The organism is Bradyrhizobium sp. McL0616, from assembly GCF_049993385.1.
Taxonomy (GTDB): Bacteria; Pseudomonadota; Alphaproteobacteria; order Rhizobiales; family Xanthobacteraceae; genus Bradyrhizobium.
Genome location: NZ_CP188255.1, coordinates 4,954,764 through 4,976,481 on the forward strand (window position 1 = coordinate 4,954,764; position 21,718 = coordinate 4,976,481).

General features: G+C 65.0%; 16 protein-coding genes and 1 pseudogene. 8 read left to right on the forward strand and 9 right to left on the reverse strand.

Going from position 1 to position 21,718, the window contains the following annotated elements; genetic code table 11:
- Positions 1-11: 11 nt before the first annotated feature.
- From ACPPVR_RS24220 to ACPPVR_RS24235, 4 genes are all read right to left on the reverse strand, one after another.
- Positions 12-893, reverse strand: a complete 882-nt coding sequence (locus ACPPVR_RS24220; protein ID WP_426609087.1) for an NAD(P)-dependent oxidoreductase — start codon at positions 891-893, stop codon at positions 12-14.
- Positions 893-2,024, reverse strand: a protein-coding gene (prfB, locus tag ACPPVR_RS24225; protein ID WP_426609088.1) for a peptide chain release factor 2 whose coding sequence is annotated in 2 segments (ribosomal slippage) — positions 893-1,954 and positions 1,956-2,024 — 1,131 coding nt in all. Because the reading frame shifts where the segments join, the coding sequence is not laid out codon by codon here. Before prfB ends, ACPPVR_RS24220 begins: the two co-directional genes overlap by 1 nt.
- A gap of 107 nt (positions 2,025-2,131) precedes the next feature.
- Entirely contained in the window at positions 2,132-4,639 is a 2,508-nt protein-coding gene (locus ACPPVR_RS24230) for a penicillin-binding protein 1A (RefSeq protein WP_426609089.1), read from the reverse strand.
- Between the two features lie 236 nt (positions 4,640-4,875).
- A complete protein-coding gene (locus ACPPVR_RS24235; RefSeq protein WP_426609090.1) occupies positions 4,876-6,180 on the reverse strand; it encodes an N-acetylmuramoyl-L-alanine amidase in 1,305 nt (434 codons plus the stop codon).
- 710 nt (positions 6,181-6,890) lie between these two features.
- Between ACPPVR_RS24235 and ACPPVR_RS24240 the strand changes: the two genes are divergently transcribed.
- Together ACPPVR_RS24240 and ACPPVR_RS24245 are read left to right on the forward strand one after the other, a co-directional pair.
- Positions 6,891-9,959, forward strand: a complete 3,069-nt coding sequence (locus ACPPVR_RS24240) for an Rne/Rng family ribonuclease (protein WP_426609091.1) — start codon at positions 6,891-6,893, stop codon at positions 9,957-9,959.
- Between the two features lie 65 nt (positions 9,960-10,024).
- A complete protein-coding gene (locus ACPPVR_RS24245; protein WP_426609092.1) occupies positions 10,025-11,257 on the forward strand; it encodes an NAD(P)/FAD-dependent oxidoreductase in 1,233 nt (410 codons plus the stop codon).
- On the opposite strand, the pseudogene ACPPVR_RS24250 reads toward ACPPVR_RS24245, so the two are convergent.
- Together ACPPVR_RS24250 and ACPPVR_RS24255 are read right to left on the reverse strand one after the other, a co-directional pair.
- Positions 11,254-11,592: pseudogene (locus ACPPVR_RS24250) on the reverse strand (glycosyltransferase family 9 protein); the annotation flags it as partial. The gene ACPPVR_RS24245 and the pseudogene ACPPVR_RS24250 sit on opposite strands and share 4 nt — an antisense overlap.
- Positions 11,593-11,830: 238 nt before the next feature.
- The gene (locus ACPPVR_RS24255; protein WP_426609093.1) at positions 11,831-12,667 is read right to left on the reverse strand and encodes a helix-turn-helix transcriptional regulator; all 837 of its coding nucleotides are present in this window, start codon (positions 12,665-12,667) and stop codon (positions 11,831-11,833) included.
- A 90-nt stretch (positions 12,668-12,757) separates the two neighbouring features.
- Between ACPPVR_RS24255 and ACPPVR_RS24260 the strand changes: the two genes are divergently transcribed.
- Positions 12,758-13,636, forward strand: a complete 879-nt coding sequence (locus tag ACPPVR_RS24260; RefSeq protein ID WP_426609094.1) for an SDR family oxidoreductase — start codon at positions 12,758-12,760, stop codon at positions 13,634-13,636.
- Between the two features lie 34 nt (positions 13,637-13,670).
- On the opposite strand, the gene ACPPVR_RS24265 is transcribed toward ACPPVR_RS24260, so the two are convergent.
- From ACPPVR_RS24265 to ACPPVR_RS24275, 3 genes are all read right to left on the reverse strand, one after another.
- Positions 13,671-15,005, reverse strand: coding sequence for a dicarboxylate/amino acid:cation symporter (locus ACPPVR_RS24265; protein ID WP_426609095.1), 1,335 nt, complete (start codon positions 15,003-15,005; stop codon positions 13,671-13,673).
- 83 nt (positions 15,006-15,088) lie between these two features.
- Positions 15,089-15,637, reverse strand: a complete 549-nt coding sequence (locus ACPPVR_RS24270; protein ID WP_426616173.1) for a biotin transporter BioY — start codon at positions 15,635-15,637, stop codon at positions 15,089-15,091.
- A gap of 78 nt (positions 15,638-15,715) precedes the next feature.
- On the reverse strand, positions 15,716-16,915 hold the full coding sequence (locus tag ACPPVR_RS24275) for a pyridoxal phosphate-dependent aminotransferase (RefSeq protein ID WP_426609096.1): 1,200 nt from the start codon (positions 16,913-16,915) through the stop codon (positions 15,716-15,718).
- A 167-nt stretch (positions 16,916-17,082) separates the two neighbouring features.
- On the opposite strand from ACPPVR_RS24275, the gene ACPPVR_RS24280 reads away from it, so the two are divergent.
- The 5 genes from ACPPVR_RS24280 to accB all read left to right on the forward strand — a co-directional run bounded on the left by ACPPVR_RS24280 (position 17,083) and on the right by accB (position 21,657).
- Entirely contained in the window at positions 17,083-18,492 is a 1,410-nt protein-coding gene (locus ACPPVR_RS24280; protein ID WP_426609097.1) for a M48 family metalloprotease, read from the forward strand.
- 118 nt (positions 18,493-18,610) lie between these two features.
- Positions 18,611-19,378: a DsbA family protein gene (locus ACPPVR_RS24285; RefSeq protein WP_426609098.1), complete on the forward strand. Its 768-nt coding sequence runs from the start codon at positions 18,611-18,613 to the stop codon at positions 19,376-19,378.
- A 225-nt stretch (positions 19,379-19,603) separates the two neighbouring features.
- Entirely contained in the window at positions 19,604-20,410 is an 807-nt protein-coding gene (locus ACPPVR_RS24290) for a DUF1236 domain-containing protein (protein WP_426609099.1), read from the forward strand.
- A gap of 256 nt (positions 20,411-20,666) precedes the next feature.
- The gene (gene aroQ / locus ACPPVR_RS24295) at positions 20,667-21,134 is read left to right on the forward strand and encodes a type II 3-dehydroquinate dehydratase (protein WP_426609100.1); all 468 of its coding nucleotides are present in this window, start codon (positions 20,667-20,669) and stop codon (positions 21,132-21,134) included.
- 37 nt (positions 21,135-21,171) lie between these two features.
- Positions 21,172-21,657 carry an acetyl-CoA carboxylase biotin carboxyl carrier protein gene (gene accB, locus ACPPVR_RS24300; protein WP_426609101.1) on the forward strand — a complete coding sequence of 162 codons (486 nt, stop codon included), beginning with the start codon at positions 21,172-21,174 and terminating at the stop codon, positions 21,655-21,657.
- The last annotated feature ends 61 nt before the right edge of the window (positions 21,658-21,718 follow it).

Genomic DNA, 21,718 nt, shown 5'->3' on the forward strand with positions numbered 1-21,718 from the left:
CTGTTGCCCGGCTACGAAGGCTTCTTCGGCCGCGACACCAGCTCGATCATCTTGCCTTCGTCGTCGTCAGGCATCGCGGCCGTCGCCCGCGCATAGGACTCGACCGCGGCGCGTGCAACCAGCGGCTTGTCCGCGAGCAGGCTCTCGGCCAGCTTGACGGCGTAGGCGGCATCCTTGTGCCGCAGCGCCGAAGTAAACGTCGCGCCGCTGAAGTCGCGGGCGACCATGCGCTTGGAGTGGCGCTGCACCTGCGGGCTTGCGGCGACACCAGACAGAATCGACTCCAGCACGAGGTTCATGTCGAGCCCGGCCTGTTCGGCGATCGCGAGCCCCTCGGCGAGGCCGGCGATCTGGACCGCGCCCATGAGATTGTTGATGAGCTTGTAGACCGTGCCGGAGCCGACCGCGCCGAAATGGCGGATAGTCGAGCCGATCGGTGCGAGGAACGGTCGCGCACGCTCGAGGTCGGCCGCATCGGCGCCGGCCAGCAGCGTCAGCTTTCCGCTGGCCGCCGCATCCGGCAATCCCGTCACCGGGCAATCGATGTAGATCAGCCCGCGCGCATTGAGCTCGCGGCCCATCTCGCGCGCGTGGTCGTAGGAGACCGTAGAGCATTCGATCGCGATGGTGCCGGCCTTGGCCGTCTTGGCCGCGCCCTCAGGCCCGAGCCAGACCGTGCGCGCGGCTTCGTCATCGGCAACCATGGTGACCACGGCGTCAGCATCGATCGCGGCATCCTCAGGTGAGGTCGCCCAATGCGCGCCGCGCGCGATCAAATCTTCCGCCTTGGCCTTGCTGCGATTCCACAGCGTGACCGTGAAGCCGGCATCGAGATAGCGGCCGGCCATGCCATGGCCCATCCGTCCAAGCCCGATGAAGGCAACGCGCGGCATCAGTCGACGTCCTCGATGTCAGCGCCAACGGTGCCGAACGCGCGCTGCGCCAGCGTTGCCGCCATGAAGTCGTCGAGCTCGCCGTTGAGCACGCCCGAAGTGTCGGAGGTCTGCACGCCCGTGCGCAGATCCTTCACCATCTGGTAGGGCTGCAGCACATAAGAGCGGATCTGGTGGCCCCAGCCGATATCGGTCTTGGCGGCCTGGTCGGCGGCGGCTTTCTCTTCGCGCCTCTTCAGCTCGATCTGGTAGAGCCGCGCGCGCAGCATGTCCCAGGCCTGCGCTTTGTTCTTGTGCTGGGAGCGGCCGGCCTGGCAGACCACCGCGACGCCGGTCGGGATGTGCGTCAGCCGCACCGCGGATTCGGTCTTGTTGACGTGCTGGCCGCCGGCACCGCCCGAGCGCATGGTGTCGACGCGGACGTCGGATTCCTTGATGTCGATCTTGATGCTGTCGTCGATCACCGGAAACACCGCGACCGACGAGAACGAGGTATGCCGGCGCGCATTGGAGTCAAACGGCGAGATACGCACCAGGCGATGCACGCCGGCCTCGGTCTTCAGCCAGCCGTAGGCGTTGTGGCCGGAGACCTGGATGGTCGCGGACTTGATGCCAGCCTCTTCGCCCTCGGACTCTTCGACAACCTCGACCTTGAAGCCGCGGGTTTCCGCCCAGCGCGTGTACATGCGGAGCAGCATTTGCGCCCAGTCCTGGCTTTCGGTGCCACCGGCGCCGGCATGGACTTCGAGATAGGAATCGAAACCATCGGCTTCGCCCGACAGCAGCGCTTCGAGTTCGCGCCGCGCGACTTCCTTTTTAAGCGCTTTCAGCGCAGCTTCGGCTTCGGCAACGACGCCCGTGTCGCCCTCGGCCTCGCCGAGCTCGATCATGCCGATGTCGTCCTCGAGCTGCTGCTCGACCTTACCGATGCCCGACAGCGAATCCTCCAGCGAGGTCCGCTCCTGCATCAGCTTCTGGGCCTTCTGGGGATCGTTCCAGAGGTTGGGATCTTCTGCGAGCTTGTTCAGCTCAGCGAGGCGCGCCGTCGATTTCTCAACGTCAAAGATGCCTCCTCAGCAGCCCGACAGACTGCTTGATCTCTTCTACCAACCGTTCGATTTCGGCGCGCATGTCGTTCTCTGGTCTCGCGGAGATATCCGCGTGCAATTGAAATGGGGATGTAGCGGCGGCTGCACCAAAGCGCAACCGCCCGCCTCGCCCATCGTCGGCGTTATCCGCTAGTACAGCCCGCCGGTGCCCGGCCGCATGAAGAAGCCCGAATCCGGCTGCTGCTGCTGCGACGCCGGCACGCCGCCGCGACCGTCAGCATCAGCGACACCAATGACGGAGTAATTATCCGGCGGTGCCGTGCCCGGCTTGAAGGCTTCGAGGATGGTTCCGCCGGTCTCGCCGGGACCCGCGCGCATGCCGGTCTTGGCGACGACGCGGATCAGCTTGATGCCAGCCGGCACCTTGAACGGAACCGCGGGCTTGTCGGCGAGCGCGAGCTTGAGGAAGTCGCGCGCGATGGGCGCTGCCAGATGGCCACCGGTTGCCGCGTTGCCTTTGCCCAGCGGACGCGGCTTGTCGTAGCCCATATAGATGGCAACCGCGACGTCAGGCGAGAAGCCGACGAACCAGGCGTCCTTGGCCTCGTTGGTCGTACCGGTCTTGCCGGCGATCGGCTTGCCGACTTCCCTCACGACGGTGGCGGTACCGGCCTGGACCACGCCCTCCAACAGCTCGGTGATCTGATAGGCGGTCATGGAGTCCAGCACCTGCTCGCGGCGATCGATCAACTGCGGCTCGGGCTGGTTCTTCCAGCCGCCGGCCGCGTCGCAGCCGCGGCATTCGCGCTGGTCGTGCTTGAAAATGGTGTGGCCGTAGCGGTCCTGGATGCGGTCGATCAAGGTCGGCTTCACGCGGCGACCGCCATTGGCGAGCATCGAATAAGCCGTGACCATGCGCATCGCCGTGGTCTCGCCAGCGCCGAGCGCGTAGGAGAGATAGTTCGGCAGCTCGTCATAGACGCCGAAGCGGCGCGCATATTCGCCGATCAGGGGCATGCCGATGTCCTGCGCGAGGCGCACCGTCACCGTGTTCAGCGATTGCCGCAGCGCGTTCCGCAGCGTCACCGGTCCCTGATATTTGTTCGCCGAGAAGTTTTCCGGCCGCCACACGCCGGCGCCCTGGCCCTGATCGATTTCGATCGGCGCGTCGAGCACGACGGTCGAGGGCGTATAGCCGTTGTCGAGCGCCGCCGAATAGACGATCGGCTTGAACGACGAACCCGGCTGCCGATAGGCTTGCGTGGCGCGGTTGAACTGGCTCTGGTCGAACGAGAAGCCGCCGACCATCGCGAGCACGCGGCCGGTCCAGGGATCCATCACCACCATCGCGCCCGACACCTCGGGAATCTGCCGCAGACGGTACTGGCCTTCGACCGCGGTGCCGTCCTTGTAGAGCGGGTCGGCATAGATCACGTCGCCGGGCTGGAGCACCTGCGACACACCTGTGGCAGCCCTGCCCTTCGCGGCTCCCGTCGCCGCCTTCGCCCATTTGACACCATCGAGCGTGATGAGGCCGGTCTCGCGCTGCTTGCTGACGGCGCCGCCGAGCTCGCGGCTCGGCTGGAAGCCGATCCGCGCCGACTGGTCGCTGGTCTCCAGCACCACGGCCATGCGCCAGGGCGAGATGTCGGAGAGCGACTTCATCTCGGCGAGCTTCACGCCCCAGTCGCCCGAAATATCGAGCTTGCTGATGGCGCCGCGATAGCCCTGCTGCTCGTCATAATTCACGAGACCTGTGACCATGGTCTTGCGCGCCATGACCTGGATCTTCGGATCGAGCGTGGTGCGGACCGAGAGACCGCCCTCGTAGAGCTTCTTCTCGCCATAGCGTTCGAAGATGTCGCGGCGGACTTCCTCGGCGAAATATTCGCCGGCGAAGGTGTGAGCCCCGTTGGACCGGTTGGTGACGGCAAGCGGCTCCTTGCGCGCCTTGTCGGCGTCGGCCTGCTTGATCCAGCCGTTCTCCTGGAGACGGTCGATCACGTAGTTGCGGCGCTCGATGGCGCGGTCGCGGTTACGCACCGGATGCAGGGTCGCCGGCATCTTCGGCAGCGCCGCGAGATAAGCGGCTTCCGCCACGGTGAGCTCGTTCACCGACTTGTCGAAATAGACCAGCGAAGCGGCTGCGATGCCGTAGGCGCCGAGGCCGAGGTAGATTTCGTTGAGATAGAGCTCGAGGATCTTGTCCTTCGAATAGGTCTTCTCGATCCGCATCGCGAGCAAGGCTTCCTTGATCTTGCGGGCGAAGGAGACCTCGTTGGTCAGCAGGAAGTTCTTGGCAACCTGCTGGGTGATGGTGGACGCGCCCTGCGGACGGCGGTTGGAGCCATAATTCTGGAGATAGACCAGACCGGCGCGCGCCATGCCGGTGTAGTCGATGCCGCCATGCTCGTAGAAATTCTTGTCTTCAGCGGCGAGGAACGCGTTGATCACGAGCTTCGGCACCGCCTGGATCGGCAAATACAGCCGCCGCTCCTTGGCGTATTCGCCGAGCAGCGACCCGTCGGTCGCGTGCACCCGGGTCATCACCGGCGGCTCGTAATCCTGAAGCTGAGAGTAATCCGGCAAGTCCTTGGAGAAATGCCAGATCAGTCCCGCCACGGCACCAACACCGACAAGGAACAACACCGTTCCCGCGGCGAACAGGAAACCCATGAACCGCACCAGCAAGCGCATTATCTGTTTATCCGTTCAATCCCTAGGATCAGCCCAAAGGCGCCCAAAACGAGCGCCATCATCACGTCGCGAATTCACCGGCCTACTCAATTACATCAATGCCGGACCGAAAGACGCTTGCCGAACGGGATTCTCGCCGATTCCGGAACCCCCTGCGTCGTTTTTATAAAGCGTCCCCTGTGGCCAAACTAGGGCTTAACAGCGGGACCCGGCATTCCCTTTTCAATCGCCCATTATCAATTGCCCGCCCCGACCGTCGCCAACTGCTTGGCCAGGAACGCGTCGATCGCCTGGGCCATCGAGCCCACGGCCCGGGAGCGCCAGCCCTCGGACACGAGATGCTCGAGGTCGCCCTTGTTGGAGACGTACCCGATCTCGACCAGCACTGACGGCACGTCTGGCGCCTTGAGCACCCGGAACCCGGCCGACTTCAGGGGATGCTTGTGCATCCGCACCGTCGTCTTCATTTCGTCCATCAGCAAATGCGCAAAACGGTTTGAAAAAGTGCGGGTTTCCCGTTGGGTGAGGTCGATCAGGATGTCGGCGACGTCGGTCGGCTCCTCCGCAAGATTAAATCCTGCGATCGCGTCCGCGCGGTTTTCCGCGTCGGCCAGACGCTGGGCTTCGGCGTCGGAAGCCTTGTCGGACAGCGTGTAGATCGTGGCGCCCTGCGCATCGCCTTCCGCGCGAGGCAATGCGTCAGCATGGATCGAGACGAACAGCGCGGCCTTGAGGTTGCGGGCGACTTTGGTCCGGTCATTGAGCGGAATGAAGGTGTCGTCGTCCCGCGTCATCACCACGCGGTATTTGCCGGCCTTTTCCAGCCGTTCGCGCAGCGCCAGGCCAAAGGCCAGCACCAGATTCTTCTCACTCTCTCCGCTCGACTGCGTGCCGTTGTCGATGCCGCCATGGCCGGGGTCGATCACGACGATCGGGCGGCCGTCAGCTGGCGCCCCCGGCTTCTGCTGCGCCGGTCCCGGCGCTGCTGCGGGGACGGTTGCCGGCGGCGTAGCGGCGATCGTCGGCCGCAGCTCGGGGCGATTTTCCGGAGCGGGCGATTGCACGAAGGCTGCGCGATCGACTTCCTCCAGCTCGAGCACGAGCCGGGCCGGCTGGTCGTTGGCGGCCTCGAGCACATAGGAATTGGCGATCTTGGCTGGTCCGGTCAGATCGAACACGATTCGGGAGCCGCCGGGCATCACGAGCCCATAGCGGAAAGCCTTGACCAGCCCCCGCCCCCCAGACCCTGTCCCCGGGGTCAGCTGAAAATTGACCTGGGGAACGTCGACCACCACCCGATAGGGATCGGCGAGCGTCGTGGCACGGAAGCTGACGGTCTGGTCGAGGTCGAGAACGAAGCGGGTCTCCTTGCCGTCACCGGCCAGCCGGGCAGCTGAGGCGATCGGAAAATTCGCTACGGCAACAGAGGGTTGCAGCTGGCTTTCCGCCGCGCTTAAGCGAGAGGAATCGGCATACGGCAATGCTGCGGCGCAAAGCAGCGCGCACCCCAGCAAAACCCGTTGATTTGTGCGGCTCGTCACCGATTCCGTGCCTCCGAGCAGCCTCTTTAACGCAATAGAACCACAGGGTTAATCAGTCCTTAATGACAGAGTCGCGAAACTCGACGACTGTGACCGGCGTGCGACGCTCCCTTGCACCGTTGGCCCATTCCTCGTATGTACCAAGTGCTGACGGCCGATAATTTCCGGTTGTGTCGCATTCAGCCTCCCGGTGCAGCGCCGGAACTCTCAAGATTTGGGAATTCCAGCGTTTTTCCGTTCTCCTCTAAGACCAGCGCGGTGCGCGGCAGCGAGGTGGAACGGGGCAAGCCCCGGCGGCAGACGGTCCCTGGTTACCGTTCGTGTTTCCGGGACAGTTTTGACAGCGACGCGGCCTGTTACCCGATCCCTTAATCCCAAGGGAGCGGTTCTTGATCCAAAGGGCGAGCGCGCACGCGCCATGCCTGGCCAGCAGCAGCTGATTAAGGGGCGGCCCCGCCGCCCAATATTTCATACGGGCCGACGCTTGATGCGCCAGACTGTGCCGACGAATTCTGAAGGACCATTCGCGACGCTGCGGAGCGAAACTCCCGCGCGCCGCCGCAATGGTCCTCCGGCTTCCGATTCGGCAAGGCGCGAGAGACGGCGTTTCGGCCTTCCCCTCACCCCCGAATCAGGTGGACCGTCGCGTCACCCGGCAGCGCATATCGCGCCCACGGTGAATCGCGCCCGCCGCCGCCAAGAGTTAAGACATGCCCAACAAGATGTTGATCGATGCCACCCACCCGGAAGAGACCCGGGTCGTCGTGGTCCGCGGCAATCGCGTCGAAGAGTTTGATTTCGAGACCGCGCAACGCAAGCAACTGCGCGGGAATATCTACCTCGCCAAGGTCACCCGGGTCGAACCCTCGCTTCAAGCTGCGTTCGTCGAATATGGCGGCAACCGCCACGGCTTCCTCGCCTTCAGCGAAATCCATCCCGACTACTACCAGATCCCGGTCGCCGACCGGCAGGCGCTGATCGAGGCCGAAGAACAGGCCCATCGCGAAGCCGAGGAAGAGACCGAGAACCGCTCCCACGGCCGCCGCCGCTCGCGCCATCGCAACGCCCGCCGCCGCGGTCAGGGCGAGCGCGTTCGCAGCGATATCGTCGAGGGTCTCGACGCAGGTGCTGCCCAGCCGGTCGAAGCCGAGGCACGGCCCGAGGGCGCCCCGCACGAGGGCGAGCATCTGCACGCCGATGCGGAGCATCGCGGCGAGCACGATGCCCATGAACATGACGAACATGATCACCACGAACACGATCACGACGAGCATGGCCACGACGATCATCATCACGCCCATGATGACGATCACCATCATGCTCACGACCATGATGACCATGGCCATGACGGCGAGCACGATCATCACCACCATGATCATGCCGACGAGACCCACGCGCCTGTCGCAACCGTTGGCGCCGAAGCCGTAGTCGCCACCGCCTTCGACCCGCACGCAGAGGCTCTGTCCGAAGCCGTGACCGCCGCCGCTGAGCCGGCCGATGCCGTGTACGCCGCCGGCGAACACGCCGAGGCTCCGCATCACGATTCCGAAGCGACGGCCGAGGAAGACGACGAGGACGATGAAGACGGCGACGAAGCCGAAGAGGAAGTCGTCGAATCCGTCGGCGGAGACGACGTGCTCGAGGAAGTGCCGGAGCGCACCTTCCGGCCGCGCCGCCAGTACAAGATCCAGGAAGTCATCAAGCGCCGCCAGGTGATGCTGGTGCAGGTCGTCAAGGAAGAGCGCGGCAACAAGGGCGCAGCGCTGACCACGTATCTGTCGCTCGCCGGCCGCTACGCCGTCCTGATGCCGAACACCGCCCGCGGCGGCGGCATCAGCCGCAAGATCACCAGCGCCCAGGACCGTTCGCGCCTGAAGGAAGTGGTGCAGGACCTCGACGTGCCCGAGGGCATGGGCATCATCCTGCGCACCGCCGGCGCCGCCCGCACCAAGCCCGAGATCAAGCGCGACTTCGAGTACCTGATCCGGATGTGGGAGACGGTACGCGACCTGACGCTGAAGTCGCAGGCCCCGACGCTGGTCTACGAGGAAGGCTCGCTGATCAAGCGCTCGCTGCGCGACCTCTACAACAAGGAGATCGACGAGATCTCGGTCGCCGGTGACTCCGGCTACCGCGAAGCGCGCAACTTCATGAAGATGCTGATGCCCGCCAATGTCAGCGCGGTGAAGCAGTATCGCGACGGCCAGCCACTGTTCTCGCGGATGGGCGTCGAAAGCCAGCTTGATGCGATGTTCTCGCCGACCGTGCAGCTGCGCTCCGGCGGCTACATCGTGATCAACCAGACCGAGGCGCTGGTCTCGATCGACGTCAACTCCGGCCGATCGACGCGCGAGCACCATATCGAGGACACCGCGCTCAAGACCAATCTGGAGGCCTCCGAAGAGGTCGCCCGCCAGCTCCGCCTGCGCGACCTCGCCGGCCTGATCGTCATCGACTTCATCGACATGGACGAGAAGCGCAACAACCGCGCGGTCGAGCGCAAGCTGTCCGATTGCCTGCGGCAGGATCGCGCGCGCATCCAGGTCGGCCGCATCTCGCATTTCGGCCTGCTCGAGATGTCGCGCCAGCGCATCCGCGCCAGCGTGCTGGAATCCTCGACCGATCCCTGCCCGCATTGCGGCGGCACCGGCCACGTCCGTTCGGTGTCCTCGGTTGCGCTCCAATTGCTCCGCGGGCTCGAAGAGATCCTGATGAAGGGCGCGACCCACAATCTCGTGGTCCGCACCCGCACTGACGTCGCGCTCTATGTGCTGAACCACAAGCGCGGTCATCTGCGCGATCTCGAAAACGGCTTCAAGGTCACCCTGTCGGTCATCGCCGACCCCAGCGTCAGCGGACCGCAGGCTTATCTCATCGACCGTGGCGAGCAGGTGCACACGCTGGAAGCCGCCAAGGCCCTGCTGGTCGCCCAGGCCGCCGCAAGTCCGCCGCCAGTGGTCGAAGAAGCCTATGACGACGAGGAGTTCGATCCGGAGCTGGAATCCGAGGTCGAGACCGAGGAAACCGAAGGTCTTGCCGAAGGTCTTACCGAGGAGCCGGCCGCAGGCGATGCCACACCCGAGCAGGATAGCCAGCGCCGCAAGCGCCGCCGCCGTCGTCGCGGTCGTGGCGGCCCGCGCGAGGGTGAGCCTCGCGAGGATGGCGCGCCCGCGTTGCCCGAGGGTGCCGTCGCAGCTGGCGAAGCAGACGAGGATGCCGAGTCCGAGCCGGAGGGCGAGGACCAGGCGGGTCAGGCCCGTGGCGATCAGGAAGGCGCTAGCGATCGCCGACGCCGGCGTGGTCGTCGCGGCGGACGCCGTCGGCGCGGTGCTGGCGAGGAAGGTCTCGCCGGCTCCATCGGCGACGAGCTCAGCGCCAATGCGCCGCCGGAAGCGACCGACGCAGTTGCCGATTTCGACGGCTCGGGCGGCGAGGCTGCGCCTTCGATCGCGCATTCCGAAGACATCAATCCTGTCGAGCCACAGGTCGCTCAGCCCGAGCCCCGCGCCGCGTTGCAAGCCGAAGCACCGGCCCAGGCTCAGCCCGCGGTTGCGGAGGAAGAGGCCGCCGACGACAAGGCCGCGCGACGCCGCTCCACCGTCCGTGAAAAGGTGAGCTTCCTGTCGAGCAGCCAGAGCGAGCCGGCTGCAACGGTTGCCTCAGCCCCGGAGCCGGTTGCTGCGCCTGCTCCCGAGCCTGCACCGGATGCGGCATCCGAAACATCGACCGCACCGCGTCGCGCCGGCTGGTGGTCACGCCGGTTCGGCGGCGGCGAATAGAACGAACAACCAGATGAAACCGCCCGGCCAAGCCGGGCGGTTTTGATTTGGCCAGGTCAGGTCCGATGCAAAGCGCAATCATTCTCGGCGGCGGCATGGTGGGCGTGAGTGCCGCCGTGCATCTCCAGCAGCGCGGCTGGTCGGTCACGCTCGTCGACCGCAGGGAGCCGGGCCGCGAGACCAGCTACGGCAATGCCGGGATGATCCAGGCGGAGGCGGTGCGGCCCTATCCGATGCCGCGCGACCTCGCCTCGTTGTTGAAGATCGCGACCGGCCGCACCAACGACGTCCGCTACAGCTTTTCTTCCCTTCATCGCCACGTCGAGCCCCTGCTCCGCTATTGGTGGCATTCGGCGCCGAAGCGGCATCGCGAAGCGATCGAGGCTTGGGCGCGGCTGATCGCCTATGCGACGCCCGAGCACGACGTCCTGATCCGCGACGCCCATGCCGACAATCTGATCCGCCGCGCCGGCTATCGCGTGCTGCATCGCGACCCCGCGTCGTTCGACCTCGCGATCCAGACGGCGGAGGAGGACCGCCGCGAGTTCGGCGTGAATTTTCGCGTGCTCTCGGGCAGCGAGCTCACCAAGGCCGAGCCGATCCTGCGCGACGATCTCCCCGGTGCGATCCATTGGCTCGATACTTGGACGGTGTCCGATCCCGGCGCGCTGGTCACGGCCTATGCTGGCCTGTTCGAGCGCCTCGGCGGCAAGATCGTGCTGGGCGATGCGCAGTCGCTGCAGCAGACCGCGACCGGATGGTCGGTCGATACCGACCATGGCCGCATCGATTCGGCCGCGGCCGTCGTGACGCTCGGGCCGTGGTCGCCGGATCTGCTGCACAAATTCGGCTATCGCATTCCGCTGGTGCGCAAGCGCGGCTACCACATGCATTATAGCGGCGGCTCCTCGCTCGATCTGCCGCTGGTCGACAAGGGCGGCGGCTACGCCATGGGGCCCATGGCGAAGGGCATTCGCATCACTACCGGCGCGGAGCTGACGGGCCCGGATGCGCTCGCAACGCCTGTGCAGCTCGCAAGCGCCGAAGCATCTGCCCGAGAGCTGATCGATCTCGGCAAGCGCGCCGAACCCGAGCCTTGGTTCGGCACCCGGCCCTGCACGCCCGACATGCTGCCGGTGCTCGGCCCAGCGCCACGTCACCACGGCCTCTGGATGAATTTCGGCCACGGCCACCAGGGTTTTACCCTCGGCCCGGCAACGGGGCGCCTGCTCGCAGAGATGATGAGCGGCGAGACACCGTCAATTGATCCGACGCCGTACCGGCCGGAGCGCTTCTAGCCCTCGGCCTTCGCGGCAAGCACTGCGAGCGCCGCCGACAGCCGCATCAACGGGTCGTCCCATTCGCGCGGCCTGCGCTGACGGAACAGCCGCATGGTCGGATACCACGGGCTGTCCTCGCGATCGCGCAGCCAGCGCCAGTCGAGCGCGTAAGGCGTGAGCATCCACACCGGACGGCCGAGCGCACCGGCGAGATGCGCGACTGAGGTGTCGACGGCGACGACGAGATCGAGCGCTGCAACGGCTGCCGCCGTATCGGCGAAATCGCCGAGCGCAGGTGCAAGATCGATGACATCGTCGCGAAGCGCCACCAGCACGGGCCCGTCCTCAGCGCGGCGCCGGCGGCGGCGCGGTCGGTGACGAAGGCGGCGACGGCGGCCAGATGCAGCGCCGGTACATGATCCGGCTCGACCTCCAGCACTTCCGCGCAGAGCGCGTCCGCGCGGTCCGGCCGGCCCGCCGAAAAATGCTCGGCCGCCTCCAGCACAATCCGATTCACAGCCGTATTGCCCACGATACCGCCTCCCTTCGACGTCAGAGATGCGGGTTAAACGGGCGAGGCCGCGAAATCCGTCAGTCGGAATGCTCGGACAGCACGGCCTTGATGCGCGCAGCATCGTCCGGCGTCGCCGGATTGTAGACGACCATGCCGAGGTCGGGCCGGCCGTCGACCGAGAACGACGAATATTCAAATGCGATCGGGCCGAGCACGGGATGGCGAAGATGCTTGACGCCTTCGCCATAGGAGCGGACGTCGTTGTCGGCCCACAGCGCTGCGAATTCGGGGCTGAGACCGCACATTTCGTTGACGAATTCGGCGACGTGCGAGACCGCGCCGGCGCGCGCCGCATCGGCCCTGAAGGCCGCAACCACGAAGCGGGCTACGCTGTCCCAGTCATATTGCGCGGCGCGCACGCGCGGCTCGGAGAAGATCAGGCGCAGAATGTTTCGCTGCTCCGGTGGCAGCTTCGCATAATCGGTCAGCACAATCGTTGCCGCGCGATTCCAGGCAACGACATCCCAGATCGCCGTCCGGATGATGGCAGGGCTGGTCTCCAGCGCGTCGAGCACGCGCTGAAGCCGCGGCGAGACACCTTCGGATGCCTGGTAACGGACCTCGGGCGGTCGGCCGAGCCCGATCAAAAACAGATGCTCGCGCTCGACGTCGGTCAGCATCAGGGCGCGCGCGATCCGGTCGAGCACATCGGCCGACGGAGCCCCACCGCGGCCCTGTTCCAGCCACGTGTACCAAGTCGGGCTGATATTGGCGCGCTGCGCCACCTCCTCGCGCCGGAGCCCGGGGGTGCGTCTGCGGCTGCCGGCAAAGCCGAACGCCGCCGCGTCGAGCCGGGTGCGGCGATCCCTGAGGTAGGTCCCGAGCAGATTCTCGTTGGAGAGGGCTTCACTCATCCTGTTAGCTATTATACCCTGATAATCTCACTACTTTACCCGGATAACCCTAGCCCAGATGGTGATCTCCACCAACCCTGGAGATTGCTCATGCGTGTATTCGTCACTGGCGCCACCGGCTTCGTCGGCTCCGCTGTCGTTCGGGACCTGATCGCCGCCGGCCACAGCGTCACCGGCCTCGCCCGCTCCGACGCTGGCGCCACGGCGCTCACTGCAATGGGAGCCAAAACCCACCGCGGCTCGCTGGAGGACCATGACAACTTGCGCAGCGGCGCGGCCGCCTCCGACGGCGTGCTGCACCTCGGCTTCAACCACGACTTCTCGAAATTCCTGGACAATTGCGAGTTGGACCGCCGCGCCATCCTCGCTCTCGGCGAAGAGCTCAAGGGCTCCGAGCGGCCTCTCATCGTCACGTCCGGCGTGGCGCTGCTGGCTCCCGGCCGTCTAGCGACCGAGGATGATGAGTCGGCACACCGCTTTCCGCGTGTGTCGGAATCAACGGCGCTGTCGCTTTCCGGCGTCCGCGCCGCTGTGGTCCGGCTGCCGCCGACGACCCATGGCGAAGGCGACCACGGTTTTGTCCCAATCCTCATCAACCTCGCACGCCAGAAAGGCGTCGCGGCCTATGTCGGCGACGGGATGAACCGCTGGCCAGCCGGCCACCGCGTCGATGCCGCACGCGTCTACCGGCTTGCACTCGAGCAAGGCGCAACGGCACCGCGCTATCATGCAATCGCCGAGGAAGGCGTGCCGTTCAAGACGATTACGGAGGTGATCGGCAAAAGGCTTGGCGTGCCCGTCGTCTCGAAATCGCAGGACGAAGCCGCCGAGCATTTCGGATGGTTCGCGCAATTCGCCGGTGTGGACGTCCCCACATCGAGTGCGAAGACGCGTGCTCTGCTCGGCTGGGCGCCGAACGAAATAGGGCTGATCGAGGATCTCGACCAGCCCTATTATTTCAAGGTCTGACGGCGCGGCGCGCCGCCACTTACGAGTTCGCAGATCAGTCCGTCGTGACAGCGGTTTCCATGTCCGTCGGATCGATCTGCTGGCTCAGCCGCGCCATGAGCTTGTCGCGATCGAGTTCACCCTCCCACCAGGCAACGATCACGCAGGCCACGCCGTTGCCGCAGAGATTGGTCAGCGCGCGGCACTCGCTCATGAACTTGTCGATGCCGAGCACGATCGCCATGCCCGGCACGAGGCGCGGATCGACCACGGCGAGCGTTGCCGCCAGCGTGATGAAGCCCGCACCGGTGATGCCGGAGGCGCCCTTCGAGGTCAGCATCGCCACGACCAGGATCGTGAGCTGCTGGCCGAAGGTGAGATCAAAGCCGAGCGCCTGCGCGATGAACAGGGTTGCCAGCGTCATGTAGATGTTGGTGCCGTCGAGGTTAAACGAATAGCCCGTGGGCACCACGAGGCCGACCACCGATTTGGAGCAGCCGAGCCGTTCCAGCTTCTCCATCAGGGACGGCAGCGCGCTTTCCGACGACGAGGTGCCGAGCACGATCAGCAGCTCGTCCTTGATATAGGCCAGGAACTTGAAGATCGAGAAACCGGCAATGCGCGCGATGGTGCCGAGCACCACGATAACGAACAATGCCGAGGTCAGGTAGAACGTCGCGATCAGGCCCATCAGGTTGAGGATCGCGCCGGTGCCGAATTTGCCGATGGTGAAAGCCATCGCACCGAACGCACCAAGCGGCGCCGCGCGCATTACGATGGAGATGACGCCGAACACCGCATGCGCCGCATCGTCGATGAAACTGCGGATGACGTGACCGCGCTCGCCGAGCCCCATGACGGCGAAGCCGAACAGCACCGAGAACAGCAGCACCTGAAGGATCTCGCCCTGCGCGAAGGCGCCGACCACGGTGTCGGGAATGATGTGCAGGATGAAGTCGACGCTCTTCTGGCCCTCGGCCTGCTTGGCGTAGGTGGCAACTGCCTGCGCGTTGGCGGCGGCATTGCCAAAGCCTGCGCCCGGCTTCACGACGTTGCCGATGATGAGGCCGATGACCAGCGCGAAGGTGGAGACGATCTCGAAATAGACCAGCGCCTTGACGCCGATGCGTCCGACCTTCTTGGCATCCTGGATGTGGGCGATGCCGGAGACCACGGTGCAGAAGATGATCGGGGCAATCACCATCTTGATCAGCTTGATGAAGCCGTCGCCGAGTGCCTTGATCCAGTCGTTGGTGGCAATTTGCGGCCAGAGCCAGCCGACGATGGCGCCGAGCACGATTGCGATCAGCACCTGAATGTAGAGAACTTTGTACCACGGCTTTGCCGCGCTGGGTGCGACAGGCGCCCCCGCGATCGTTGTCGTCGTCATCGTTTCACTCCCCCTCGAACTCAGGGCCAGCCAAGATCAACTTGGCCGACCCTGTCAATTGGAACTGCTCGGATTTGCGCGCTTTACCGGCGATCGATGATCCGGCGTGCCGCCGGCATCAGGGTCGCACCCAGCGCGTTCTTGACGAGAGATGCCGCGATGAACGGGGCGACGCCGACCTGCCAGGCCTTTGCGGCGCCAAGGCCAAGGGCCAGCCAGCCGAACCCGGCGACGAAAATGGCGATATGGCCGACGGCCATCGCCACAAACAGCAGGCCCACGCTACGATCCCAGCCCCGCTCGGCAAGCCAGCCGGTGACGAAGGCAGCCAGCACGAAACCGAACAGATAGCCGGCAGTCGGGCCGACCAGCGGCGCAAGGCCGCCGACCGGACCTGCAAACACCGGAAGTCCCATCGCGCCCTCGGCGAGGTAGGCGATCATGGTTGCGCTGCCAAGGCGCCAGCCATAGGCCGCGCCGATCATCAGCACGACCAGGCTTTGCAGGGTCATGGGCACGTAAGGCAGCGGCAGGTTCACCTTGGCCGACAGCGCCATCAGCGCGGTGCCGAGCGCAACCAGCACGAAGGCGCGCAAGCTGCCTACGGTTTCGCCCGGCCGGGCGGGCCACAACAAGGCGGCGAGAGGAGAATGCGATGCGACGGCGGACTGGACGGTTCGGTCAGACAAGATGCACTCCGGAAGGCTGTTCTAAACTGGCGGCTGTTTAAGCCAGTGAGCGATCCGGTCAACTGCCTCGCGCATGTCCGCAGCCGAGCGCGCATAGGAGAATCGGATGAACGAGCGGCCGTGGATCGGATCGAAATCGAGCCCCGGGGTGGCCGCAACACGGGCCTGGTCCAGCATCTTCTTGGCGAAATCAAAACTGTCGGAGGTGAAGTCCGAGACGTCGGCATAGAGATAGAACGCGCCGTCCGCCGGAAGGAAGCGGGTCAGGCCGGCCTTGGGCAATCCCTCGATCAGAATGCGCCGGTTTTCCTGATAGCCGTGCTTGATCTCCTCCATTTCGGCTGCGCCATCAAAGGCAGCTTCAGCCGCGATCTGCGACAGCGACGGCACCGAGATCGAGAGGTTCTGCTGAAGCCGCTCGATGGGCCGCACCATGATGTCGGGCACGACCATCCAACCGACGCGCCAGCCCGTCATGCAAAAATACTTCGAGAACGAATTGATCACGAGTGCGTGCGGGGACAGCTCTGCTGCCGTCACCGCCGGAAACGCATAATCGAGCCCGTGATAGATCTCGTCGGAGATGAAGCGAATTCCTGCATCTTCCGCCGCCGCGATCAGGCTGGAGAGCGCCTCTTTCGACATCATCGTCCCGGTCGGATTGGCGGGACTGCCGACTAGCACGCCCTTGAGCGGCGCCTTGCGATGGGCCGCGAGCAGCGCCTCGCCGGTCAGCGCGTGGCGCGTCTCGTTGGTGGTCTCTATCAGCACCGGCTCGCAGCCGAGCGCGGTGAGGATGTGGCGGTAAGGCGGATAGCCCGGCACTGTCACCGCGACGCGATCCCCGGGCTCGAACATCGACAGGAAGGCCAGGATGAAGCCGCCTGAGGACCCTGTGGTCACCACGATCCGCTCGGGACTGACGGTGCAACCATAAGCATCACGGTAATGGCGCGCGATGCGCTCGCGCAGACTGGGGATGCCAAGCGCCGAGGTATAGTCAATCCGCCCTGCTTCGAGCGCGGCATGCGCCGCCGCGATCGCGGTCTTCGGCGCGCCCGCCGCGGGCTGGCCGACCTCCATGTGAATGACATGGCCACCGGCTGCCTCGATCCGGGCCGCCGCGGCCATCACATCCATCACCATGAACGGGGGAACATCACTGCGGCGGGACGGCTCGAGCCACTGCCCCACCCGGTTCCTCAATGTCGCATCGTGCATCGATTTCTGCTATTCGCTGGCGGCCGGTCCGTCCGGTCCGGGAAACAGGGCGCTTGCGCCCCAGACTGGCCGCATTGTACGGCTCTTAAGGGCATATCGCGTATCCGGTCCGCCGCCAATCACCAAAAACCAGCTGCTTTTGAAGTCCGTTTGACCCAGACCGTTTGATGTTGCTCCAGATCGCATTACGCCAAAAGGCCTCCGCGCTGACCGCCCTGATCACAGCGGCGGCGATGGCGTTATCCCCGTTCTCGGTTGCGCGGGCGCAGGAAGGCAGAGGACCGCCGCCGGTCCTGCGCGACACCGAGACCGAGCAGCTGCTGCGTGAATACACGCGCCCGATCCTGCGCGTTGCCGGTCTGGAGAAGCAGAACATCCAGATGGTGATCCTCAACGACGCCTCGTTCAACGCGTTCGTCGCCGATGGCCGCCGCATCTTCGTCAATTACGGCGCGATCCTCCAGTCGGAGACGCCGAACCAGATCATCGGCGTGCTCGCCCACGAGACCGGGCATCTGGCGGGCGGCCATCTGTCCAAGCTGCGCGAGCAGCTCTCCAACGCGCAGACCCAGATGATCATTGCCATGCTGCTCGGCGCAGGCGCCCTGGTCGCAGGCGCCAGCCGCGGCTCGAACAGCCCCGGCAACAACGGCCTCGCCAATGCGGGCGCCGCCGCGATCACCGGGCCGCAGGAAATGATCCGCCGGTCGCTGTTGTCCTACCAGCGCCAGCAGGAGGAGAATGCCGACCGCGCCGGCGTGAAATTCCTGACCGCGACCCAGCAGTCGCCAAAGGGCATGTACGAGACCTTCAAGCGCTTCACCAGCGAGAGCCTGTTCGCCGCCCGCGGCGCCGATCCCTATCTCCAGTCGCACCCGATGCCCGCCGAGCGCGTCGCGGCGCTCCAGGAGTTCGCCAGCACCAGCCCCTATTGGGACAAGAAGGACGATCCCGCGCTCCAGCTCCGCCATGACATGGTGCGTGCCAAGATCTCCGCCTTCATGGAGCGGCCGGAGACGGTGTACCGCCGCTATCCCCTGACCAACGACACCATGCCGGCACGCTATGCCCGGGCCATCAGCACCTATCTGCATGGCGATTTACGCAGCGCGCTCGCCCAGATCGACCTGCTGATCCAGGTGCAGCCGAATAACCCGTATTTCTACGAGGTGCGGGGCCAGGCCCTTCTGGAGAGCGGCAAGCCGGCCGATGCGATCGCTCCCCTGCGCAAGGCTGTCGCACTGTCGAACAACGCGCCGCTCATCGAGATGTTACTTGGGCAGGCTCTGGTTGGAACCGATAATAAGACGTACACGGACGACGCCATTCGGATTCTCCGTGCCGCGGTGGTGCGCGAGCCCGAAGCCCCGCTCGGCTACATGCAGCTCGCGATGGCCTATGGCCGGAAGGGAGACTATGCCGAGGCGGATCTCGCATCGGCCCAGGCCGCTTACTTGCGCGGCGACAACAAGACCGCCCGCGAGCTTGCCACGCGCGCGAAAACCCGTTTCGCCGTCGGCACGCCCGGATGGGTCAAGGCCGACGACATCGTGGCGTCGAAACCGCCGCGCAACTAGCAAACAGGCAACTCGAACGACGCCTGATCACGCCATCTGCCACCGTGACGTCACGACACTGCGCTTAAGTCCGCCGGGACGTTTTTTCGAAACCTGCTCTGGATAAGAGGAATTGCCAATGCCTTCGCTGCGCCTGCTTGCTCCCGCGCTGTTTGCGTTCGCCATCTTCGGCGCAACGGGACCGGCTTCAGCCGACAGCTTCTCCGATGGACAGCGCACCGACATCGAGGCGATCGTCAAGAATTACCTCGTCACCCATCCCGAGGTGCTCGAGGAGGCCATGGCCGAACTCAGCAAGCGCCAGGCCTCGGCCGAGACGGAGAAGCACGAAGCCAGCATCGCGCAGAACTCCGACGCGATCTTCAACTCGCCGCGCCAGGTCGTGCTCGGCAACAAGGACGGCGACGTTACCTTCGTCGAGTTCTTCGATTACAATTGCGGCTACTGCAAGCGCGCGATGAGCGACATGCTCGACCTGATGAAGGCCGATCCCAAGCTGAAGATCGTGCTGAAGGAGTTTCCGGTACTGAGCCAGGGCTCGGTCGAGGCAGCTCAGGTCGCGGTCGCCGTGCGCATGCAGGATCCCTCCGGCAAGAAATATCTCGACTTCCACCAGAAGCTGCTCGGCGGCCGCGGCGCCGCCGACAAGGCGCGCGCGCTTCAGGCGGCCAAGGAGGCCGGCCTCGACACCGCGAAGATCGAGAAAGACATCGCCAGCCCCGAGGTGCGCGCCACCATCGAGGAGAACTTCAAGCTCGCCGAAGCGATGGGCATGAACGGCACGCCGAGCTACGTGATCGGCAAGCAGATCGTGGTCGGCGCCGTCGGCCTCGACGGCCTCAAGGAAAAGATCGGCGTTGCCCGCTGCGGCAAAGCGACCTGCTGATCTCGACGTTCACAACGTCATTCATGCAATGAGGCCGGCTGAAAAGCCGGCCTTTTTCGTTTGCGTTGCCGCTGCCCGCGATCGTTGGCGCAAACCCGAAGCGCGCATTCATCTGGCGTTCAAAAAACAAATGCCGCGGAACCGAAGATGTTCCGGAACTCCTGATACCTCGCTTCGTTGTCGGCGCGGGCAATGACGCAAAAGAAACACGTGAGGAGAAATTTGATGTCGAACCGCTTTATGATCTCGGTTGCCGCGCTCGCGCTCGTCGCCGGCACCGGTCTGGCGAACGCACAAGGCACCATGAACCGCGAGAGCGGTGCAGGCGCGCAGCCCGCGCAGCAAACGCAACCGTCCGCCGGTGCCACCGAACACGGCGCCATGGGCAAGGACACCATGACCAAGGAAAAGGGCACCGTGGGTCAGGCTGGCGGCGCCAGCACCATGAAGCCCGGTGCGGCCGCCGAGGAGAAGTCGTCTGGTGCGATGGAGAAATCCGGCGCCATGGAGAAATCCGGGATGGAAAAGTCCGGCGCGATGAACAAGAACGCGGCTGACGAGAAGGCCGGCGCGGCGAAGGGTGAGCACGGCCAGAGTGCGCAGGACAAGTCGAAGAGCATGAGCTCTGACTCGACGACCAAGTCCGACGCCAAGGACATGAAGGCTGAGGACAACAAGGCCGGCGCCGCTGCCAAGAGCAACAATGCCGAGAACCGTCCGGCCGGCGCTGCGACCGACAGCAAGTCTCAGACCACGACAGGCAACGCCTCCGCGACCGCTGCACCGCCCGCTGAAAAGCGGACCCAAATCGCGACGGCCATCAAGTCGCAGAAGATCGAGGAGACGACGAACGTCAACTTCAACATCTCGGTCGGCACCGCGATCCCGGCGTCCGTCCGTTTCCATCCGCTCCCGGCACAGATTGTCGAAATCTACCCGGAATGGCGCGGCTATGAGGTGATCTTCGTGCACGGCCAGTACATCATCGTCCGTCCGCAGACGCGCGAGATCGTGTACATCATCGAAGGCTAAGCAACCTCGCTAAAGCCCAAATGAGCCCTTGTCGAGCGATCGGCAGGGGCTTTTGGCTTGTTGGGCAGTCTAATCCGCCTGTCCCGTCCGGCGACCACCCTTGGAACTGGTTAACAAGCGATTTCCGTAGTTTCCGCACAGGTTTTTGCACACTGGATGAGGTGCTTGAAGCCGTCCGGGAGGCCCTTCAAGGCTTCCCCTCACGCGCTTTGTTACCTATAACCCCCGCCACGCCGAAACACGCGCCGGGACAGGAATGGCCGAACCAGCAACCGACACGATCCTCGTTCTCAACGGGCCGAACCTCAACATGTTGGGGACGCGCGAGCCCGAGAAGTACGGCCATGCCACGCTGGCCGACGTGGAGACGCTGTGCCGGGAGACGGCTGCGCAGTTCGGCCTCAAGGCCGACTGCCGGCAGTCCAACCGCGAAGGCGAGCTGATCGACTTCATCCACGAGGCCCACGCCCGCAAGATGAAGGGCATCATCATCAATGCCGGCGGTTATTCGCACACCTCGATCGCGCTGCACGACGCGCTGCTGGCGGTGCAGATTCCGACCGTCGAAGTGCACGTGACCAACATCCACGCCCGCGAGAGTTTCCGTCATCACTCCTACACCGCGCGCGCGGCCTTTGCCTCGCTCTGCGGCTTCGGCATCGAGGGCTACCGCCTTGCCATCCAGGGCCTTGCCGCCAAGCTCGGCATCATGCCCAAAGCCTGACGCTCCCTCCTCACACAGAACATTCGGATCAAAGAACATGGCGCGCCAGCCAGACGACAAAGCAGCCGCAAAGTTTTCCAGCGAGGATTCCGCGCTCGTCCGCGAGCTCGCTTTGCTGCTCGATGAGACCAGCCTCACCGAGATCGAGATCGAGCGCGCGGGCCTGCGCCTGCGCGTCGCCCGCAACATCAGCGTTGCCGCGACCATGCCCGTTCCGATGGCGCATGCGGCCGCCGTGCCGATCGCCGCAGCGGCTGCTGCCCCCGCGGCTGCGGACATGTCGAAGCATCCGGGCGCCCTGACCTCGCCGATGGTCGGCACCGCCTATTGGGCGCCGGAGCCCGGCGCCAAGCCGTTCATCGAGGTCGGCTCGAAGGTCTCGGTCGGCCAGACGCTGCTGATCATCGAAGCGATGAAGACAATGAACCAGATCCCCTCGACGCGCGCCGGCACGGTGACGCAGATCCTGGTCGAGGATGGCCAGCCGGTCGAGTTCGGCGAGCCGCTGGTGATCATTGAGTAACGGCAAAGGGCAGCTCTCCGCCCTCGCCGCTTTCCGCGCGCCATCCGTCCCTTAAGGACAC